Source organism: Bradyrhizobium sp. STM 3566, assembly GCF_045571445.1.
Classification (GTDB): Bacteria; Pseudomonadota; Alphaproteobacteria; order Rhizobiales; family Xanthobacteraceae; genus Bradyrhizobium; species Bradyrhizobium vignae.
The window spans coordinates 4,361,401-4,379,720 of record NZ_CP120692.1; the positions used below are offsets into that span (position 1 = coordinate 4,361,401).

Consider the following 18,320-nt stretch of genomic DNA (forward strand, 5'->3'; position numbering starts at 1 on the left):
CGTTGCACAAGGGAGGCGATGAAACCGCTCTCGCCTCTCGCCAATGCCTGGACCCGGTCGAAACCGCCCTTGCTGCGGTTTCTAGACAATTGCCTCAGCGAATTCTCGGCCGAAACGTCCGGCGACGTGGCGGACTACATTCCCGAGCTCGGCAAGGCCGACCCTGCCTATTTCGGCATCAGCCTCGCCACACTGGATGGGCATGTCTATGAAGTGGGCGACAGCCGGGTGCCCTTCACCATCCAGTCGATGTCCAAGCCCTTCGTGTTCGCGCTGGCGCTGGACCTTTTGGGCGCGAGCAAGGTCGAGAGCGCGATCGGCGTCGAGCCCTCGGGCGATCCCTTCAACTCCATCCGGCTCAATTCCGACAACCATCCGTTCAACCCGATGGTCAATGCCGGCGCGATCGCCTGCACCGGCCTGATCTATGACAGCAAGGGCAGCGAGGCCTTCGAGCAGATTCGCGTCGCGCTCAGCCGCTTTGCCGGACGCGATCTTGCCGTGGACGAAGCCGTTTATGCTTCCGAAAGCCAGACCGGCGACCGCAACCGCGCCATCGCGTATCTCCTGAAGACCAACGCGGTGATCTCGGACAATGTCGGCGGCGTCCTCGACGTCTATTTCCGCCAATGCGCCGTGCTGGTCACGGCGCGCGACATCGCAGTGATGGCGGCGACGCTTGCCAATCGCGGCGTCAATCCCGTCACCGGCGAGCAGGTGCTGAGCGCTTACGCGATCTCGCGCACGCTGTCGGTGATGACGTCCTCGGGCATGTACGACTATGCCGGCGAGTGGATCTACCGGATCGGCATTCCCGCCAAGAGCGGTGTCGGCGGCGGCATCCTGGCCGCGCTCCCTGCCCGGCTCGGGCTCGGCAGCTATTCGCCAAAACTCGACAAGCACGGCAACAGCGTGCGCGGCATCAAGGTCTGCGAGGCTCTGTCTTCGCACTACGATCTGCACATGCTCAACCGCAGCGACGACGCCCGCAACGCCGTCATCGCGGATTACGACATCGGCAAGAGCCCGTCGCGCCGCGTGCGCCGCCCGCAGGAGCGCGAGATCCTCGCCGCGCATGAGCAGGAGGTGCGGATCATCGAGTTGGTCGGCACGCTCTCGCTGTCGGCGGTCGACTACGTTTCGCGGCGGCTTGCCGGACGGCCGCGGCCGCAATTCGTGATCTTCGATCTTCACCGCGTGACCTCGACCACGCGCGCCGGCGCGCGGCTTGTGGCGGAAGCCTTCGTGGAATTGGCCGCGCTGAATGTCACCGTGGTTTTGTCAGGCGTGCGGCGCACCTCCAAGGAGTGGAACACCTTGCGCGAATGGACCGCAGAGCTGAAGAACGTCCGCGACTTCTATTTGCTCGATACCGCGATCGAATGGGCCGAAGACCAGATTGTCTACCGCTATGGCGGCTCGATCGACTTTCACGAGACCACCGAGCTCGCCGAGCAGCCGCTGCTGGCGGGGCTGAGCGAGGAAGAGCTGACCGATCTGGCTTCGCTCTGCGCGATCAGGACCTATCAATCCGGCGCGAAGATTCTCGCAACCGGTGATCCCGCCGATGCTCTGTACTTCCTACGCAGCGGCGCGGTGCATGTCACCTTGCCCGATGGCGTACGGCTGGCGACGCTCACCGCCGGCATGGCGTTCGGCGAAATGGCGCTGCTGGAGCCGACCCGCTCCGCCGACGTGTTCGCCGATATGGCTGCGACCGCATTCGAGGTGCCGCTGAAGGATTTCGAGCGCTACCGCAAGCAGCACCCGCGCGCCAGCGAATGCATCATGCGCAATTTGGCACAGCTGCTGGCCGACCGCCTCATCGTCGCCAACGCGAAGGTCGATATTCTGACATCGACCTGAGCGTTTGACATTCATTCAATGGTCGTCATGCCGGGCTTGTCCCGGGCATCCACGTTCTCCGTGCTAGTGGCAAGGCGTGGCAGGACGCTAAGGGGACTATCAGTGCCGCGCATCTTGCTCTACCGGCTCGCCGCCTCGCTCAACCGCCGCTTGATCTTTGCCGCACTCTTGTCGAGCAGTTCGGACGGCTTCTGGCCTGTCGCCGCGCACAGGCAGGCCCAATAGTAGATGACGTCGCCGAGCTCATCGACGAGACCCGCCTGGTCGAGCCAGTTGTCACGCAGCAGCTTCTTGATGTGGTCGGCGACCTCACCGGATTCGCCGGCAAGGCCAAGACCGAGATAGGACAACCGCTCGTTGGACGGATGCTCATCGACTTTCGCAACGCTCGCGGCCCAGACCGCATATTCATCGATCGTCATGAGTATCCCTCGCCGCCGCTTTGGATTAGCCCACCACTTCGGTGACGGGCTGGAGATCGATCTCGAACGTTTCCAGGAACTTTGAAGTCATGATGTAGAAGCCGACCGAGAGCTGCAATTCGACCAGTGCGGCCGGCGTCAGCTTCGATGCGATCGCCTTGAAGGTCGCGTCCGTCGGCTTCTTCAGCTTCACGATTTCGTCGGTGAAGGCGAGCGCGGCGCGCTGCACCTCGTTGAAGCAAGACGCGGCCTGCCAGTTCTCGAGCGCCTCGTTCTGCGCGTCGGTGACGCCGACATTCTTGCCAATCCGCTTGTGCGCGACGATCTCGTACGGAGCCTCGCACAGGATGCCGGTGCGCGTGATCGCAAGCTCGCGCACGACGGGATCGAGCTCGCCCTTGTGCCTGATGGCGCCTCCTAAGCGACAGTACTGCTCGAAATAGCTCGGCGAGTGCGCCATCATGCGGAAGATGTTGGCATGACGGTTCTTGTCGAGGATTTCGCGGGTGCGGTCGGATGCCTTGGACGGGTCGCTGTACTGAATGCGGGCCATGATTTTCCTGAAGTTTTCCCTGAGCTTTTGATGCTTTTTTGTCGCCGCCGGCGAAAGTTCCCAAAGACTCTATTCGCGCATCGACGCAGGAGCAACAACATCGAGTCAAATTGCCGCCGCATTGCTGATCGACCCTGACACAGTCGATATTCGCCGCGTGGGGACAAATCGCAGCGGATACTCGCAAGGGGTGTTCCGAGTACAAGCAATTGGCCGTCGTGTGCGCTATCCGCGCAACGATGAGTCACGCCCAAGTCTAGGGAGAAAACGGCATGAAGGAAGCCATCAAGGGGGCGGCCTCGGGAGCGCTCGCGCATATGCTGGCGGTGACGGCGATGCTCGTCATCGCCAGCATCTTGTTCTACGGGCGTTGAGCTAAGCGTTTAAGAGCTTTCGTCATTCCGGGGTGGCTCTCCCGGGACCGCGCAAAGCGCGGCCCTAGCAGGCCAGGCCCAGAATTCCCGTTCCAGGCTCGGTCCCATGACCGCCCCCGAATGACGGATCCCACTATTTGCTCTTGGCAAAGTACGGCACCAGCTTTCCGGCGAACAGCCTAAAGCTCGCGACGACCGAATCGCCGATGGCGAGGCCGTTGTCACCATGCGCCATCATGCGAAAACCCTCGGCGCAATCGACCAGCAGGATGTTGTAGGGCACGTGCGCGCGCGTCTGCGGCGTGGCCGCACGGCAGACCAGCGAAACCGCGTATACCCTGCCCTTACCGCTGGCGCGGTGCTCGCGCGGATCGGATGCCCCGCAGGCTGCGCAAAAGGCGCGGTGGAAATACTGGACGTGACCGCATGAGGTGCAGACCTGGAAGGTGATGGCCTGCTCACCCAGGGTCCAGTCGGCTAGCCGCTCGCTCATCGCACCCGCTCCAGGAACATGCTCACGTGGGAGGACAGCACGCCGCCGTCGCCGTGCAGCAGCGCAATGGACGCATCCCGCACCTGGCGGCTAGCCGCCCGACCCGTCATCTGCAAATGCGTCTCGACCAGATGCGCCATGGCGCCGCCGACACCGCAATGGCCGTAGCTGAGCAGGCCACCATGGGTATTGAGCGGCATCGCGCCGTCACGATCGAAATGGCCGGCACGCACGCGCGCGGCCGCTTCGCCGCGACCGGCGAGACCGAGGTCTTCCAGCAACATCGCTAGCGTGATCGTAAAGCTGTCGTAGATCGCGGCATAGCGCACGTCGGAGATCGCAAGGCCGGTAGCTTCCATCGCACGGGCGATGGAGATCTCGGCGCCGAGCTCACTGAGGCCGGGCGCGGTCGTGACATGCTGATGTGTGTGGGCTTGCGCGCAGCCGCGGATGCACACGCCGGCCTCGTTCGTTCGCTCGCGGCTGATGACAAACGCCGCGCCGCCGTCAGACACCGGGCAGCAGTCGAGCAGCTTGAGCGGCATTGCGACCGGTTTCGAGGCCATGACATCGGCGACCGTGATGGGATCATGGAATTGCGCGCCTGGATGGGTGCAGGCGTGGGCGCGCATCAACACCGCGAACTCGGCGAGGTCCTCTTCGGTCACACCGTATTCATGCATGTATCTGTTAGCGACGAGGCCGTAATAAGCGGGGATGGTCGGCCCGAGCGGCACCTCGTAGTCGGGATGGCCGACCTGCGCCAGCGCCTGGATCGAGGCGTCACGGCTCTGCCCGGTGAGGCGGTTCTCGCCGGCAACGACGAGCACGTTGCGCGCGACGCCGGCGTCGACGAGATGATGGGCGAGCATCGTCATCGCCAGCCCGGTAGCGCCGCCGACCTGCACGGCGTGGGCGTAGGATGGGCGAATGCCAAAATGCTCGGCGAAGACGGTGGCGAGCATGATGTGCGGGCAGACGGTAGAGTAGCCGCAGAGGATGCCGTCGATCTCGGAGCGCTTCAGCCCGGCATCGTCGAGCGCGGCTTGCGCGGCCTTGCTCATCAGATCGAGCGAGGACGAGCCGTCGTGCCTGCCGAACGGCGTGAGACCGACGCCGGTGATGAAGCTCATGGTGCTCTCTCCTCCTCCTCGTCATTCCGGGGCGGCCCGAAGGATCGAACTCTGGTGCGCCCTAGCGCACCTGAGAATCTCGAGATTCCGGGTTCGCTGCTGACGCATCGCCCCGGAATGACGGATGAGAGAGGCGTGGTCATCTCTACTTCCCTACTCCGGCGCCGCACGCGTGACGCCGTCGCGGACCATGGCCGCGATCTCATCGTGGGAGTATCCGATCTCGCGCAAAATCTCGGCGCCGTGCTCGTTGAGGCGCGGGGCCAGGCGCACGGGCTCGGCCTCGGTCTCGGACCAGGTCGCAGTCACCTTCATGCTGCGGATCGGGCCTTCAGTCGGATGGGTGACGACCGGAAAAAAGCCGGTCGCCTCCAGATGCTCGTCGTGCAGGATCGAGGCAAGATCGTGCATCGGCATCACGGGCACATCGGCTTTCGTCAGCAGGTCGATCCATTCGGCCGTGGTCCGCGTCTCGAAGATGCGCGCGAGCTCGGCGTAGACGAGATCGATATTGGCGGCACGGCCGGCGAAGGTGGAGAATTTTGGATCGGCGCGCAGGTCGTCGCGCCGCGTTGCCTTGAAGAAGTTCTCCCACTGCTTGTCGTTGTAGACGATGACGCTGAGATAGCCGTCGGAGGTCTTGTACGGCCTGCGGTCACGCGAGAGGTGGCGGGCATAGCCGCCCTTGTCGAGCGGCGGCTCATAGGTAAGCCCGCCCATGTGGTCGCCCATGACGAAGCCGGCCATGGTCTCGAACATCGGGATGTCGACGCGTTGGCCGCGCCCGGTGCGATCACGGTGCACGAGGCTGGCGCAGATTGCACCGACGGCGGTGAGACCGACGATGCGATCGACCAGCGCGTTCGGCACGTAGCGCGGCACGCCGTCGCCGGTCTGCGCCATCAGCGCCGGCAGTGCGGTGGCGCCCTGGATCAGATCGTCATAGGCGGGTTTTGCGGCATAGGGGCCGTTCTGACCGAAGCCGAACACGCCGGCATAAACCAGGCGCGGATTGACCTCGGAGACGACATCGTAGCCGAGCTGAAGCCGCGCCATCGCTTGCGGACGGACGTTGTAGACCAGGACATCGGCGTCCTTCAGCAGCCGCAGCACGGCTTCGCGGCCTGCGGGCTTCTTCAGGTCGAGGCAGATCGAGCGCTTGCTGCGGTTGGTGTTGAGGAACACCGGGCCCATGCCGGCGTGTCGCATCGGACCGATCAGGCGGGTGACGTCGCCGTCCAGCGATTCCACCTTGATGACGTCGGCACCGTAATCGCCGAGCATCTGGGTCGCGTAAGGTCCCATCAGCACGGTGGTCATGTCGATGACCTTGATGCCCTTCAGCGGCCCCATCGTTCGCTCCCGATTGCGCGGGGCTCACACGCCCTCGCGATTTCGGTCCAGCTAACGGCAGTGCCGCCGCTCACGCAAGGGCGGCCGCCGTATGGCGGCATGCATCGCGCGGCGATGTCGGCCGCTATTTCTTCTGGCGGGATTCGCGGATCTTGATGAGACGGTCGAGCTCGTCGTTCTGCTGGTTAATGCGGTCGGCGATCCGCGACTCGTTCTGCTCACCCGAGGCGGCAGCGGCCTGCTCGATGAGCTGGCGGATATTGTCCTCGAGGATCGCGATGCGATCGTTGAGAGCGTCCATCGACAGTGACGTTTCGTATTCATTGCTCATGATGCATTCCCTAAAAATCAATCAAGAGCATTAAGAGGGCCAGAGAAGCCCACCATGATCTAGCGCAAAGGGGGTGGGCGCGGCGCATGCGCGCCTTTGCCCACCTCCAGAACTGAGCTTACTTCAGCGGCTCCAGCACGGAAACGTAATTGGCAACCGCCGCACCGCCCATGTTGAAGATGCCGCCAAGCTTGGCATTCTTGAGCTGCATGCCCTCGGGCGCCTGCCCTGCGAGCTGCATCGCGGTCATCACATGCATGGAAACGCCGGTGGCGCCGATCGGGTGGCCCTTGGCCTTCAGCCCGCCGGACGGATTGACCGGCAGCTTGCCGTCCTTGAGGGTCCAGCCTTCCTTGATGGCGCGGGCGCCCTGCCCCTTCGGCGTCAGGCCCATCGCTTCGTACTCGATCAGCTCGGCGACGGTGAAGCAGTCATGGGTCTCGACGAAGGAGAGATCGGACAGAGTGACGCCCGCCTTCTCCAGCGCGCGCTGCCAGGCGACCGTGCAGCCCTCGAACTGCAGGATGTCGCGCTTGCTCATGGGCAGGAAGTCCTGGGCATGTGCGGTGGCGCGGAAGCCGATCGACTTGGTCATGCCCTTGGCCGTCTCGGCATCGGTCAGCACCAGAGCCGCGGCGCCGTCCGAGACCAGCGAGCAGTCGGTGCGCTTCAGCGGACCTGCGACGTAAGGGTTCTTCTCGCTCTCGGCGCGGCAGAAGTCGAAGCCAAAATCCTTGCGCATCTGGGCGAAGGGATTGGCGACGCCGTTCTTGTGGTTCTTGGCCGCGATCAACGCCAGCGCATCGGACTGGTCGCCGTATTTCTGGAAATAGGAACTGGCGATCTTGCCGAACACGCCGGCGAAGCCGCCGACGGTGTCGCCGTCCTCGGGCAGATAGGACGCCTTGAGCAGGTTCTTGCCGATCTCGGCGCTAGGGGTGCGCGTCATCTGCTCGACGCCGACGACCAGGACGATTCTGGCGGCCCCTGCGGCAATCGCGCGCAGGCCCTGATGCACCGCGGCAGAGCCGGTGGCGCAGGCGTTCTCGACGCGGGTCGCCGGCTTGAAACGCAGCTTCGGATCGGCCTGGAGCACCAGAGAGGCGGTGAAATCCTGGGGCGAGAAGCCGGCATTGAAATGGCCGAGCACGATTTCGTCGACGTCACTGGCCGAAATGCCGGCATCCGCCAGCGCCTCATTGGCCACGCGGGTGACGAGGCTTTCGACTGTTTCGGTGTCGAACTTGCCGAACGGCGTATGCGCCCATCCGACGATGCTGGCGGTCATGATCTTTTCTCCCTGGAGGTCTCTCCCTGAGCTAAGTCTTAGCCCAGGGATGGCAAGACTTCACGCGGCTTTCAGGGCCTGAAGCGTCCGCTGGCAGATGGCAGTTATGCCGGTCCAGTTCCCAGCCCGGATCTCCGCCGTCGGGCACAGCCAGGACCCGCCGACCGCGACGACGTTGGGCTCGGCCAGCCAGGTCGCCGCATTAGCCTCACCGACCCCGCCGGTCGGGCAGAAACGCACGTTCGGGAACGGGCCGCCGAGGGCACGCAGGCCCTTGATGCCGCCGGCCTGCTCCGCCGGGAAGAACTTTGCGACATCGAAGCCGTAGGACAGCGCCACCATCAGCTCGGAGGCTGTGGCAATGCCCGGCGCGAACGGCAAGGAGCTGTCGGTTGCGGCCTTGAGGAGATCGGGGGTCAGGCCCGGGCTGATGCCGAACGCGACGCCGAGCTTCTCGACACGGGTGAAATCGGCCGGGTTGAGGATCGTGCCGATGCCGACGACCGCCTCGGGGACCTCTGCCATCACCGCCCTCGCGGCCTCGATCGCAACTGGGGTGCGCAGGGTCACCTCCAGCGTGCGGACGCCGCCGGCGACCAGCGCACGCGCCAGCGGCACGGCATCCTGGATGCGTTCGATGGTGAGGACGGGAATGACGGTCGCTGCCTTGAACAGCGCGACGAGGTGATTCTGTTGGGCAGTCGTGGTCATGGGGCTCGATTTCGCTTGGTGGCTTCACTTGGTGGCCTGGCGAGAGCCCGCCGGCCGGTGCCGCTTCTTCGGCGGCATGGCATAGCCCGGAATGATGGCGCCGGGATAGCAGATCACGATGCTGGCGAGTCGGTGCCCGGCCTGGGCGGCCTCGACCGGCTCGGCGCCGGCGAGCCGGGCGGCAATGTACGCGGCAGCAAAGCTGTCGCCGGCGGCGGTGGTGTCGACCACGGGCTTGGTCATGGGCTCGGCGCGGACCTCGCTGGTCCCGCCGGGGAACCGCAGCAAGCTGACTGGCTCGGCGAGGCGGAACACCAGCTCCGGCGTGGGGATGCGCGCGATGAGCTGGTCGTGGGTCTCGCCAGGATGGAGCGCAAGCAGGTCCTCGGTCGAGGTCAGCACGATGTCGGCGGCTGCGAAGGCCGTGGCAAAGACCTCGCGGGCGACGTCGCGATCGGGCCATCCCCGCGCGCGGAAATTGGTGTCGAACACGAAGCGGGTGCCGAGCAGGCGCGCGCGCTTGATGGCCGTGAACAGGCGCTCGCGTCCGGGGGCGTCGTAGATCGAGAGCGTGATGGCGGAGAGATAGACGACGTCGTAGCTCATCAGCGAGTTGAGCAGCTCGTCCGTCTCCGGCAGGCTCATCAGCTGGCGCGCTGCCGCGCTGTCGCGCCAGTGGAAGAACTGGCGCTCGCCCTTGGCATCCAGCTGGATCATGTAGAGGCCGGGCAGCTTGCCCGGCAGCCGCACGACGCGGCGCGTGCCGACGCCTTCCGCATGCCAGGCCGCGATCATCTCATCGCTCAGGGCATCATCGCCGAGCGCGGTGAGATAATCGACCTTGAACTCGAGCCGCGCCAGATAGACGGCGGTGTTGAGGGTATCGCCGCCGAAGCCGCGCGAATAGAGCCCGCCGCCCTGCCCGGCAGAGGCGCCTCCTTGCGCCTGCCGGAGCTCGACCATGCATTCACCGATGCAAGCAACGCTCGCCATCACTCGGGTCCGCTCAGTCAGAGATCAGGCGGCGAAATTGCCGCCGAGCTCGTCTTCGATGTGAATGCGGATGATATCGTCGAAATTCTTCTCGGCGGTGGTGAAGCCGAGCTCGCGCGCACGCTTTGCATCGAAATTGCGCGGCCAGCCGCCGACGATGCCGACGATGAAGGGATCGGGCTCGCGCTTGATGCGGGCGGCGACCTTCTCGCCTGCAACACGCTTCAGGGCGGCGATCTGCTCGCCGACCGTGGCCGACAGGCCCGGCATGGTCAGATTGCGGCGCGGGCCGACGGTGGCGAGGTCCATGGTCCCCGCGTGCAGCAGGAAGCCGACGGCGGAGCGCGGCGTGGCGTGCCAGTGGCGGACGTCCTCGGATACGGGGAGGATCGCTTCCTTGCCGGCGAGCGGCTCGCGCAGGATGTTGGAGAAGAAGCCCGATGCCGCCTTGTTGGGCAGGCCCGGCCGGATGCAGATGGTCGGCAGGCGGATGCCGATGCCGTCGAGGAAGCCGCGGCGCGAATAGTCGGCGAGCAGGAGTTCGCCGATCGCCTTCTGGGCGCCGTAGCTGAGCAGCGGCGTGTGGAAGAACTCGTCGCCGATCGCATCGGGAAACGGCGCGCCGAATACCGCGATCGAGGACGTGAAGACGACGCGCGGCTTGTAGCCGCCGCCCGCCAGCCTGATGGCATCGAGCAGCATCCGCGTGCCGTCGAGATTGATGCGATAGCCCTTGTCGAAATCGAGCTCGGCCTCGCCCGAGACGATGGCCGCAAGATGGAAGATCACGTCGGGACGGCCGGCGATCAGCTTCTCGGCCGCGCCGGGCACGGCGAAATCACCGGACATGGTCTCGACGGGGAAACCGGCCTTCTCCGGTTTCTTCGGCTCGACCACGTCGTGCATCGTGAGCTTGGTGATGTCGCTCTTGCCGAGCCGGCCGTCGCGCAACAGCCGTTCACAGAGTTTGCGGCCGACCATGCCGGCGGCGCCGAGAACCAGAATGTGCAAGAGCTCAACTCCTTCTTATTGTCCGGAGCGCACCGCTCCTGATGCGCCCTCGGCAAGCCCCGCGATCATTCCTTCACGGCGCCGGTCATCGCCGACACATAATGCTCCACGAAGAAGGCGTAAAGGATCACGAGCGGCAGCGAGCCGGCCAGCGCGCCCGCCATCAGCGAGCCCCAGCGGTAGATGTCGCCGTCCACGAACTCGTTGACGATCGCCACCGGCACCGTCTTGTTGCTGGTCGACTGCAGGAACGTCAGGGCGTAGATGAACTCGTTCCAGCACAGCGTAAAGCAGAAGATGAAGGCCGAGATCAGGCCGGGAATGGCGAGCGGCACGACGATCTTGACCAGGATCTGCCAGCGGCTCGCCCCATCGATCAGCGCGCATTCCTCGAGCTCGAACGGGATGGTTTTGAAATAGCCCATCAACAGCCAGGTCGAGAACGGAATCAGGATCGTCGGATAGGTCAGGATCAGCGCCAGTGGCGAATCGAAGAGACCGTATTGATAAACGACGGTGGCAAGCGGAATGAACAGGATCGAAGGCGGCACCAGATAGGCGAGGAAGATCAGCCCGCCGACGAGATTGGCCCCCTTGTAGCGCAACCGCACGATAGCGTAGGCCGCGAACACCGATGCGACGATCGAGAGCACCGTGGCGCAGATTGCCACGTACATCGTGTTCCAGAGCCAGTGCGGATAATAGCTCTCGAACAGCAGCTTGTGGAAGTGCTTGAAGGTCGGATTCCAGGTCCAGAACGGATTGTACTTGTCGAGGTCGAGCAGCTGCTCGTCGGGCTTCACCGAGGTCAGCGCCATCCAGTAGAACGGGAACAGCAGGATGAAGACGATGATCGCCAGCGGCAGATAGAGCGTCACGATCCTGCGCGGCACCGACTGCAGATAACTCATGCCCTCGCTGTGATCGACGCGCGATGGCGACGATAGCACGCTCTTGAGATCGACTTTCGAGGCAGGAAGATCAGTCATTGCTTTCTCCCTGTTGCCACTTGCGCCGCTGCAGGCCGAACCAGGACACCATGATCGCAGCGAGCAGGAATGGGATCATGGCGCTGGAGATCGCGGCGCCCTCGCCCAGCTGCCCAGCGATGATCGCGCGCTGATAGGATAGCGTGGCCATCAGGTGGGTGGCATTGACCGGGCCGCCACGCGTCATCGCCCAGATCAACTGGAAGTCAGTGAAGGTGAACAGCACAGAAAACGTCATCACGACGGCGATGATCGGCGTCAGCAGCGGATAGGTGATGTAGCGGAAGTTCTGCCAGCGCGTGGCGCCGTCGAGGGTTGCGGCCTCATAGAGCGACGGCGAGACGGTCTGCAGGCCTGCGAGCAGCGTGATCGCCACGAACGGAACGCCGCGCCAGACATTGGCGAAGATCACGCAGATCCGTGCCCAAGTGGTGTCGCCGAGAAAGTTGATGTTCTGGCTGATCAGCCCGAGGTGTCTCAGCGACCAGGAGATGATCGAGAATTGCGAGTCGAAGATCCACCAGAACGCAAGCGCCGAGAGCACCGTGGGAACGATGAACGGGATGAGCACCATCGCGCGCAGCATCGCCTTGAAGGGCATGTGCTCATTGAGCAGCAGCGCCAGGTACAGCCCAATCGCGAATTTGAAGGCGCTGGCGATGAACGTGTAGAGCAGCGTGTTGAACACCGACAGCCAGAAGATGGAATCGTCCCACAGCCACTCGTAATTCTCGGTGGCGATGAAGTGCCCGACCCTGCCGATGCGGGTGTCCGTGAAGGACAGCCAGATGCCGAGCCCCAGCGGATAGGCCAGGAAGAAGATCAGGAAGGCCATGGCCGGCACCATGAACCAGAAGCCGAGCCAGTTGCGATTGTGTTTGAGCCGGGTCCAGGCGTTGTCCTCGCTCATCTGAGGCTTGGCCCGGGGAATTGCGACATCAGCCATGCCCGATATCCCTGATCGAGAAATGTTGACGAGCGGGCGGCGACACTGCCGCCCGCTCCGTGGCCGTCAGCGGTAGATGCGCTTCAGCTGGCGCTCGGCTTCCGCCATCGCGGCCTTCGCATCCTTGGCGCCGGTGCAGTAGTTGGCGAACATGTCGACGACGATGAAGTCGGCGATTGCAGTCGCCGCCTTCTCGCCGACCGTGCCGATACCGGACGCCGGCAGCGTGCGTTTGGAGGCCTGCGAGAACACGGTGTTCTTGGGGTCGGCCGTCCAGATCGGCGCATTCTCGTAGGCGTTCAGGGTCTGGGTCAGGTAGCCCTGCGCACCATCCAGCCACTTCTCGTAGTTCTCCTTCTCCAGCATGAAGGCGACGAAGGCCTTGGCCGCATTCGGATATTTGGTGAAGTTGAAGGCGAGGATCGGCAGCGCCAGCTGCAGCTCGGTCGGCTTGCCGACCGGACCGACCGGCCAGAGCGCGTGATAGGTGTCCTCGGCAAGCTCCTTCTTGCTGGGATCGGTCTTGGCGGCGACGTAGATCGAGATGCCGTTCGCCGTGCAATAGAGCTCGCCGGCGAGGAAGGCCTTGTTGTTGGAGGAATCGTTCCAGGACGCCGTGCCCGGGATGAAGCTCTCGTACAACGCCTTGCAATATTCCAGCGCCTTCGCCGTTTCCGGCGAATTGATGATGATCTTGTCGTTCTGGTCGACCGTGTAGGCGCCGTGCCCCCACAGCACCCAGTGCAGCCACGAATTGCCGTCGCCCGAGGCATGACCGAGCGCGAAGCCGGCGGGCGTGTTGTTCGCCTTCAAAGCCTTGCACATCTCGAGGAAGCCGGGGAAGTCCTTCGGGAATTCCTTGAAGCCCGCTTTGTCGAGCGCCGACTTGCGGTAGGTCATGTAGCCGCCGTTGGTGGCGACGGGAATACCGAGCCAGTCGTTGCCGAGCTTGCAGGTCTTGGCGGCTGCATCGGTCCAGCCGCCGTATTTCTTGCCGAGATAATCGGCAACGTCGTTCATCTTCAGCACTTTGGTGGGGAAGAGCTGCGGCAGCGTGTGCAGACCCCAGGCGAGATCGAGCCCGGAGCCGGTATTGGCCGCAACCGAGGCCTTCGGCTGCACGTCCTCGAAGGATTCGCTGAACACGTTCATCTCGGTGCCGGTCGCAGCCTTGAACGCCGCTACCATCGCGTTGAACGCATCGTCTTCCGCCGGCACGAAGCGCTTCCACCGCATCACGGTCAGCTTGGCACCGGGCTCGGCCTTCCAGGGCGCGCTCTGCGCCCAGGCCTTGGCGAAGTCGAACAGTGCCGGTCCGGTCAGCATACCGGTCGCAGCCAAAGCCGTGCCGCCTTGAAGCAGAGACCGGCGGGTAAAGTCTTGCATGTCGTCCTCCCTGTGATGCTTTTTGTTGTCTTATGCCTTGTCGCCTTATGCGCTAGGCGTTCATTCGCTTGCCCGTCGCATCGTCGAACAGATGTACCAGCGATGGGTCGGGCTTCAGCCGCACCTTGTCGCCCGGATTGAACTGGTGACGCTCGCGGAAGACGGCGACGACCTGCTCGCCGCCAAGCTTTGCGAACACCTGCGTCTCCGAACCGGTCGGCTCGACCACGATGATCTCGGCCTCGGCACCGTCGTCGGCGATGGTGAAATGCTCGGGCCGCACGCCGTAGACGGCGGGACGGCCGTCGGACGCCGTCGGCGCGGTCTTGAGCGGCAGCTTGACGCCGTTCGGCCCCTCGAAGGTGGCAACGCCGTTGACGCGCACATGGCCCTTGAGGAAGTTCATCGCGGGCGAGCCGATGAAGCCGGCGACGAACTGGTTGTCGGGCTTGTCATAGAGCTCGAGCGGCGTACCCATCTGCTCGACGATGCCGTCGTGCATGACGACGATCTTGTCGGCCATGGTCATGGCCTCGATCTGGTCGTGGGTGACGTAGACGGTGGTGGTCTTCAGCCGCTGGTGCAGCTCCTTGATCTCGGTGCGCATGGCGACGCGCAGCTTGGCATCGAGGTTCGACAAGGGCTCGTCGAACAGGAAGACCTGCGGATCGCGCACGATGGCACGGCCCATGGCGACGCGCTGGCGCTGGCCGCCGGAAAGCTGGCGCGGATAGCGGTCGAGCAGCGGCGACAGCGCAAGAATCTCGGCGGCGCGCTTGACGCGCTTGTTGATCTCGTCGGCGCTGGCATTCCGCAACTTGAGCGAGAAGCCCATGTTGTCGGCCACCGTCATGTGCGGATAGAGCGCATAGTTCTGGAACACCATCGCAATGTCCCGCTCCTTGGGCTGGACATTGTTGACGACGCGGTCGCCGATCGAGATCGTGCCGGAGGTGATGTTCTCGAGGCCGGCAAGCATGCGCAGAAGCGTCGACTTGCCGCAGCCGGAGGGGCCAACCAGGACGACGAACTGGCCGTCCTCGATTGGAATCGTCACGCCGTGCAGGACTTCAAAATTGCCGAACGATTTCCGCACGTCGCGGATTTGCACAGACGACATCTAATTCCCTCCTCGAAAGTCCACCGCGCCTCCAAGCGCCGCGACCGTCTTGTTTTTCAAACTTCACCGAACGAAGCCCGATCTTAACGGGCGACATTGTCGGTAGTTTGTGCGGTTTTGGCAATTTGTCTTTGGTTAGTCGTTGCTGGTAGCGCTGTCAACGTTCCTTTGTTTGCAGGACTGACTGTGTTAAGAGCAGCAAATGGGTCGAAAACGCACCAAGTCAGGCAAAATCCGGCTGGCCGAAGTGGCCGAGCTCGCCGGCGTCAGCCCGATTACCGCGTCCCGCTTCTTCCGCAACCCGGAGGCCCTGTCGGTCGCCAAGCGGACGCGGGTCGAGAGCGCCGCCAAGGAGCTCGGCTACGTGCCCAACCTTGCCGCACGGGCACTCGCCTCGCAACGCACCGAAGTCATCGGTGTATTGATCCCCTCTCTCACCAATAATGTGTTCTCGGACGTGCTGCGCGGCATCTATGACGCGTCCGAAGGCAGCCGTTACTCGATTCAGTTGTCCAACACGCGCTACAGCATTCTCCAGGAAGAAAAGTTGCTGCGCCTGTTTCTGGCGCAGAAGCCGGCCGGGCTGATCGTCACCGGCATCGATCAGACCGCCGAGTCCCGCGCGATGCTTCAAGCCGCGGACTGCCCGATCGTGCAGATCATGGAGATTGGCCCGGATCCAGTCGACATGATGATAGGCTTTTCGCACTATGATGCAGCCCGCGCGGCGGTTGCGCACCTTTTCGAACAAGGTCACCGCAAGATCGGCTTCGTCGGCGCACGCATGGATCCCAGGGTGCAACGGCGGATGGACGGATATGTCTCGTCCATGAAGGACGCCGCATTGTTCGATCAGCGCCTCGTCGTCACGACGGCCACACCGACGTCGGTGACGCTCGGCGGAGCGCTGTTCACCGATCTCCTGGCGCGGGAGCCCGATATCGATGCGGTGTTCTGCGCCAATGACGACCTCGCGCTCGGCGTGCTGTTCGAATGCCGCCGCCGGGAGATCGCGGTGCCCGGGCAGATCGCGATCGTCGGCTTCAACGACCTCGAATTCATGGCCTCCGCCGTCCCCACCCTCACCAGCGTCCGCACCAACCGTTACGAGATGGGGAAGACCGCGGCCACCATGCTGATCGAGGCGATCGAGGGCCGGCGCCCTGAGCAGCCCGTGCTCGATCTCGGCTTCAAGGTGATCGAGCGGCAAAGCTCGTCGGCGCGACGTTCAGACAGCAGGCCGGCCGTTTCCGGCGCGGGTGCCGCGAACAAAATGATAGCGTTACCAAGTAGCCACGACTAGTATCAGGCTCGTGAGGAAACGACCCGCCAGCGGGAAGGCAAATCATCGCTCGCGCCGTTGGGCATCGCGCATGCCGACACATGAGACGGACGCCAGTGCGTTTGCATTGCAGGAGAAACCAATGACAAAGAAACCAACCAATGGGCATGCCGCCGGCAGCAACGGTACTCGCCGCCACCTTCGCTCGCAGGAATGGTTCAACAACCCGCATAATCCGGGCATGACCGCGCTCTACATGGAGCGTTATCTGAACTACGGCCTCACCCGCGCCGAGCTGCAATCCGGCAAGCCGATCATCGGCATCGCCCAGACCGGCAACGACCTCTCGCCCTGCAACCGCCACCACATCGAGCTCGCGCACCGCGTCCGCGAAGGCATCCGCGAGGCCGGTGGCATCGCGATGGAGTTCCCCACCCACCCGATTCAAGAGACCGGCAAGCGCCCGACCGCGGCGCTCGACCGCAACCTCGCATACCTCGGCTTGGTCGAAGTCCTCTACGGCTATCCGCTCGACGGCGTGGTGCTCACCACCGGTTGCGACAAAACGACGCCGGCCTGCATGATGGCGGCGGCTACCGTGAACCTGCCCGCGATCGTGCTGTCGGGTGGCCCGATGCTCAACGGCTGGCACAATGGCGAGCGCACCGGCTCCGGTACCATCGTCTGGAAGTCGCGTGAGCGACTCGCGGCCGGCGAGATCAACTATGAGGAGTTCATGGAGATCGTGGCTTCCTCGGCGCCCTCGGTCGGCCATTGCAACACCATGGGCACGGCCTCGACCATGAACGGGCTTGCCGAAGCGCTCGGCTTCTCGCTGCCGGGCTGCGCGGCGATCCCCGCTCCCTATCGCGAGCGCGGCCAGATCGCTTACGAGACCGGCAAGCGCATTGTCGAGATGGTCTGGGAGGATTTGAAGCCTTCGGACATCCTGACCCGCAAGGCGTTCGAGAACTGCATCGTGATCAATTCGGCGATCGGCGGTTCGACCAACGCGCCGATCCACATCAACGCCCTCGCCCGCCACATCGGCGTCGAGCTGTCGATCGAGGACTGGCAGAAATACGGGCATGACGTGCCGCTCTTGGTCAACATGCAGCCCGCCGGCTTCTATCTCGGCGAGGAATTCCACCGCGCCGGCGGCGTGCCCGCCGTGGTGCGCGAGCTGATGAAGCATAAGCGCATCCATGAGGATGCGATCACGGTCAACGGCCGCGGCATCGGCGAGAACTGCAAGTCTGCGCCGGAGCCCGATAACGACGTGATCTGGGCTTACGACAAGCCGCTGGTGAAGGATGCCGGCTTCCTGGTGCTGAAGGGCAACCTGTTCGATTCCGCGATCATGAAGACCAGCGTGATCTCCAAGGAGTTTCGCGACCGCTATCTCAGCAACCCCAAGGATCCGAACGCCTTCGAGGGCCGCGCCATCGTGTTCGAGGGTCCGGAGGACTACCACGAGCGGATCGACGATCCCTCGCTCGACATCGACGAGCGCTGCGTGCTGTTCATCCGCGGCACCGGCCCGATCGGCTATCCCGGCGGCGCCGAGGTCGTGAACATGCAGCCGCCGGCAGCCTTGATCAAACGCGGCATCCTGTCCCTGCCCTGCATCGGCGACGGCCGTCAGTCCGGCACCTCGGGCTCGCCCTCGATCCTCAATGCGTCGCCGGAAGCCGCCGCCAATGGAGGCCTCGCGATCCTGAGGACCGGCGACAAGGTGCGCATCGACCTCAACAAGGGCAGCGCCAACATCCTGATCTCGGACGAGGAGCTGAAGAAGCGCCACGCCGAGCTGAAGGCCAATGGCGGCTTCAAGCATCCGCCGAACCAGACGCCGTGGCAAGAAATCTACCGCAACACCGTCGGCCAGCAGTCGACCGGCGCCTGCATGGAGCTCGCCACGCGCTACCAGAACGTCGCCGGCACCTTCGGTGTGGCGCGGGATAATCACTGACAGCCACACCGTCATTGCGATCCTAACGAAGCAAATCCAGGGATTTGTCCACGGAGAGAGTCTGGATTGCTTCGTCGCCAGCGCAAAATTGCTTCGC

17 protein-coding genes are annotated in these 18,320 nt (G+C 63.9%); 3 read left to right on the plus strand and 14 right to left on the minus strand.

Going from position 1 to position 18,320, the window contains the following annotated elements:
• Nucleotides 1–18: 18 nt before the first annotated feature.
• Nucleotides 19–1,866 (plus strand): glutaminase A, encoded by a 1,848-nt coding sequence (gene glsA, locus P6U27_RS21105; RefSeq protein ID WP_407192494.1) that lies wholly within the window; start codon nucleotides 19–21, stop codon nucleotides 1,864–1,866.
• Nucleotides 1,867–1,985: 119 nt separating this feature from the next.
• Here the strand turns inward: glsA and P6U27_RS21110 are convergent, their stop codons facing one another.
• The 14 genes from P6U27_RS21110 to P6U27_RS21175 form a co-directional block, all read right to left on the minus strand.
• Entirely contained in the window at nucleotides 1,986–2,288 is a 303-nt protein-coding gene (locus P6U27_RS21110) for a nucleoside triphosphate pyrophosphohydrolase family protein (RefSeq protein ID WP_162500319.1), read from the minus strand.
• Between the two features lie 25 nt (nucleotides 2,289–2,313).
• Nucleotides 2,314–2,841, minus strand: coding sequence for a carboxymuconolactone decarboxylase family protein (locus tag P6U27_RS21115; protein ID WP_100231867.1), 528 nt, complete (start codon nucleotides 2,839–2,841; stop codon nucleotides 2,314–2,316).
• 507 nt (nucleotides 2,842–3,348) lie between these two features.
• Nucleotides 3,349–3,708: a Zn-ribbon domain-containing OB-fold protein gene (locus tag P6U27_RS21120; protein ID WP_122403733.1), complete on the minus strand. Its 360-nt coding sequence runs from the start codon at nucleotides 3,706–3,708 to the stop codon at nucleotides 3,349–3,351.
• Nucleotides 3,705–4,841 carry a thiolase family protein gene (locus P6U27_RS21125; protein WP_407192495.1) on the minus strand — a complete coding sequence of 379 codons (1,137 nt, stop codon included), beginning with the start codon at nucleotides 4,839–4,841 and terminating at the stop codon, nucleotides 3,705–3,707. Before P6U27_RS21125 ends, P6U27_RS21120 begins: the two co-directional genes overlap by 4 nt.
• A gap of 153 nt (nucleotides 4,842–4,994) precedes the next feature.
• On the minus strand, nucleotides 4,995–6,194 hold the full coding sequence (locus P6U27_RS21130) for a CaiB/BaiF CoA transferase family protein (RefSeq protein WP_407192496.1): 1,200 nt from the start codon (nucleotides 6,192–6,194) through the stop codon (nucleotides 4,995–4,997).
• A 124-nt stretch (nucleotides 6,195–6,318) separates the two neighbouring features.
• Nucleotides 6,319–6,525: a hypothetical protein gene (locus P6U27_RS21135; protein WP_122403736.1), complete on the minus strand. Its 207-nt coding sequence runs from the start codon at nucleotides 6,523–6,525 to the stop codon at nucleotides 6,319–6,321.
• Between the two features lie 118 nt (nucleotides 6,526–6,643).
• Nucleotides 6,644–7,813 carry an acetyl-CoA acetyltransferase gene (locus tag P6U27_RS21140; RefSeq protein WP_407192497.1) on the minus strand — a complete coding sequence of 390 codons (1,170 nt, stop codon included), beginning with the start codon at nucleotides 7,811–7,813 and terminating at the stop codon, nucleotides 6,644–6,646.
• 60 nt (nucleotides 7,814–7,873) lie between these two features.
• Nucleotides 7,874–8,524: a bifunctional 4-hydroxy-2-oxoglutarate aldolase/2-dehydro-3-deoxy-phosphogluconate aldolase gene (eda, locus tag P6U27_RS21145; RefSeq protein WP_407192498.1), complete on the minus strand. Its 651-nt coding sequence runs from the start codon at nucleotides 8,522–8,524 to the stop codon at nucleotides 7,874–7,876.
• 24 nt (nucleotides 8,525–8,548) lie between these two features.
• Nucleotides 8,549–9,517 carry a sugar kinase gene (locus tag P6U27_RS21150; RefSeq protein WP_407192499.1) on the minus strand — a complete coding sequence of 323 codons (969 nt, stop codon included), beginning with the start codon at nucleotides 9,515–9,517 and terminating at the stop codon, nucleotides 8,549–8,551.
• A gap of 24 nt (nucleotides 9,518–9,541) precedes the next feature.
• Nucleotides 9,542–10,528, minus strand: coding sequence for a D-erythronate dehydrogenase (gene denD, locus P6U27_RS21155; RefSeq protein WP_407192500.1), 987 nt, complete (start codon nucleotides 10,526–10,528; stop codon nucleotides 9,542–9,544).
• Between the two features lie 65 nt (nucleotides 10,529–10,593).
• Nucleotides 10,594–11,517, minus strand: coding sequence for a carbohydrate ABC transporter permease (locus P6U27_RS21160; RefSeq protein ID WP_122403740.1), 924 nt, complete (start codon nucleotides 11,515–11,517; stop codon nucleotides 10,594–10,596).
• Nucleotides 11,510–12,463 carry a carbohydrate ABC transporter permease gene (locus P6U27_RS21165; RefSeq protein WP_122403741.1) on the minus strand — a complete coding sequence of 318 codons (954 nt, stop codon included), beginning with the start codon at nucleotides 12,461–12,463 and terminating at the stop codon, nucleotides 11,510–11,512. Before P6U27_RS21165 ends, P6U27_RS21160 begins: the two co-directional genes overlap by 8 nt.
• 66 nt (nucleotides 12,464–12,529) lie before the next feature.
• Complete coding sequence (locus P6U27_RS21170; protein WP_122403742.1) at nucleotides 12,530–13,849, minus strand: ABC transporter substrate-binding protein; 1,320 nt, start codon at nucleotides 13,847–13,849, stop codon at nucleotides 12,530–12,532.
• A gap of 52 nt (nucleotides 13,850–13,901) precedes the next feature.
• Nucleotides 13,902–14,969, minus strand: a complete 1,068-nt coding sequence (locus P6U27_RS21175; RefSeq protein WP_122403743.1) for an ABC transporter ATP-binding protein — start codon at nucleotides 14,967–14,969, stop codon at nucleotides 13,902–13,904.
• A gap of 202 nt (nucleotides 14,970–15,171) precedes the next feature.
• Here P6U27_RS21175 and P6U27_RS21180 point away from each other — a divergent pair, with 202 nt between their 5' ends.
• Nucleotides 15,172–16,272 carry a LacI family DNA-binding transcriptional regulator gene (locus P6U27_RS21180; RefSeq protein ID WP_122403744.1) on the plus strand — a complete coding sequence of 367 codons (1,101 nt, stop codon included), beginning with the start codon at nucleotides 15,172–15,174 and terminating at the stop codon, nucleotides 16,270–16,272.
• Between the two features lie 121 nt (nucleotides 16,273–16,393).
• Nucleotides 16,394–18,223 carry an IlvD/Edd family dehydratase gene (locus P6U27_RS21185; RefSeq protein WP_407192501.1) on the plus strand — a complete coding sequence of 610 codons (1,830 nt, stop codon included), beginning with the start codon at nucleotides 16,394–16,396 and terminating at the stop codon, nucleotides 18,221–18,223.
• Nucleotides 18,224–18,320: the final 97 nt, after the last annotated feature.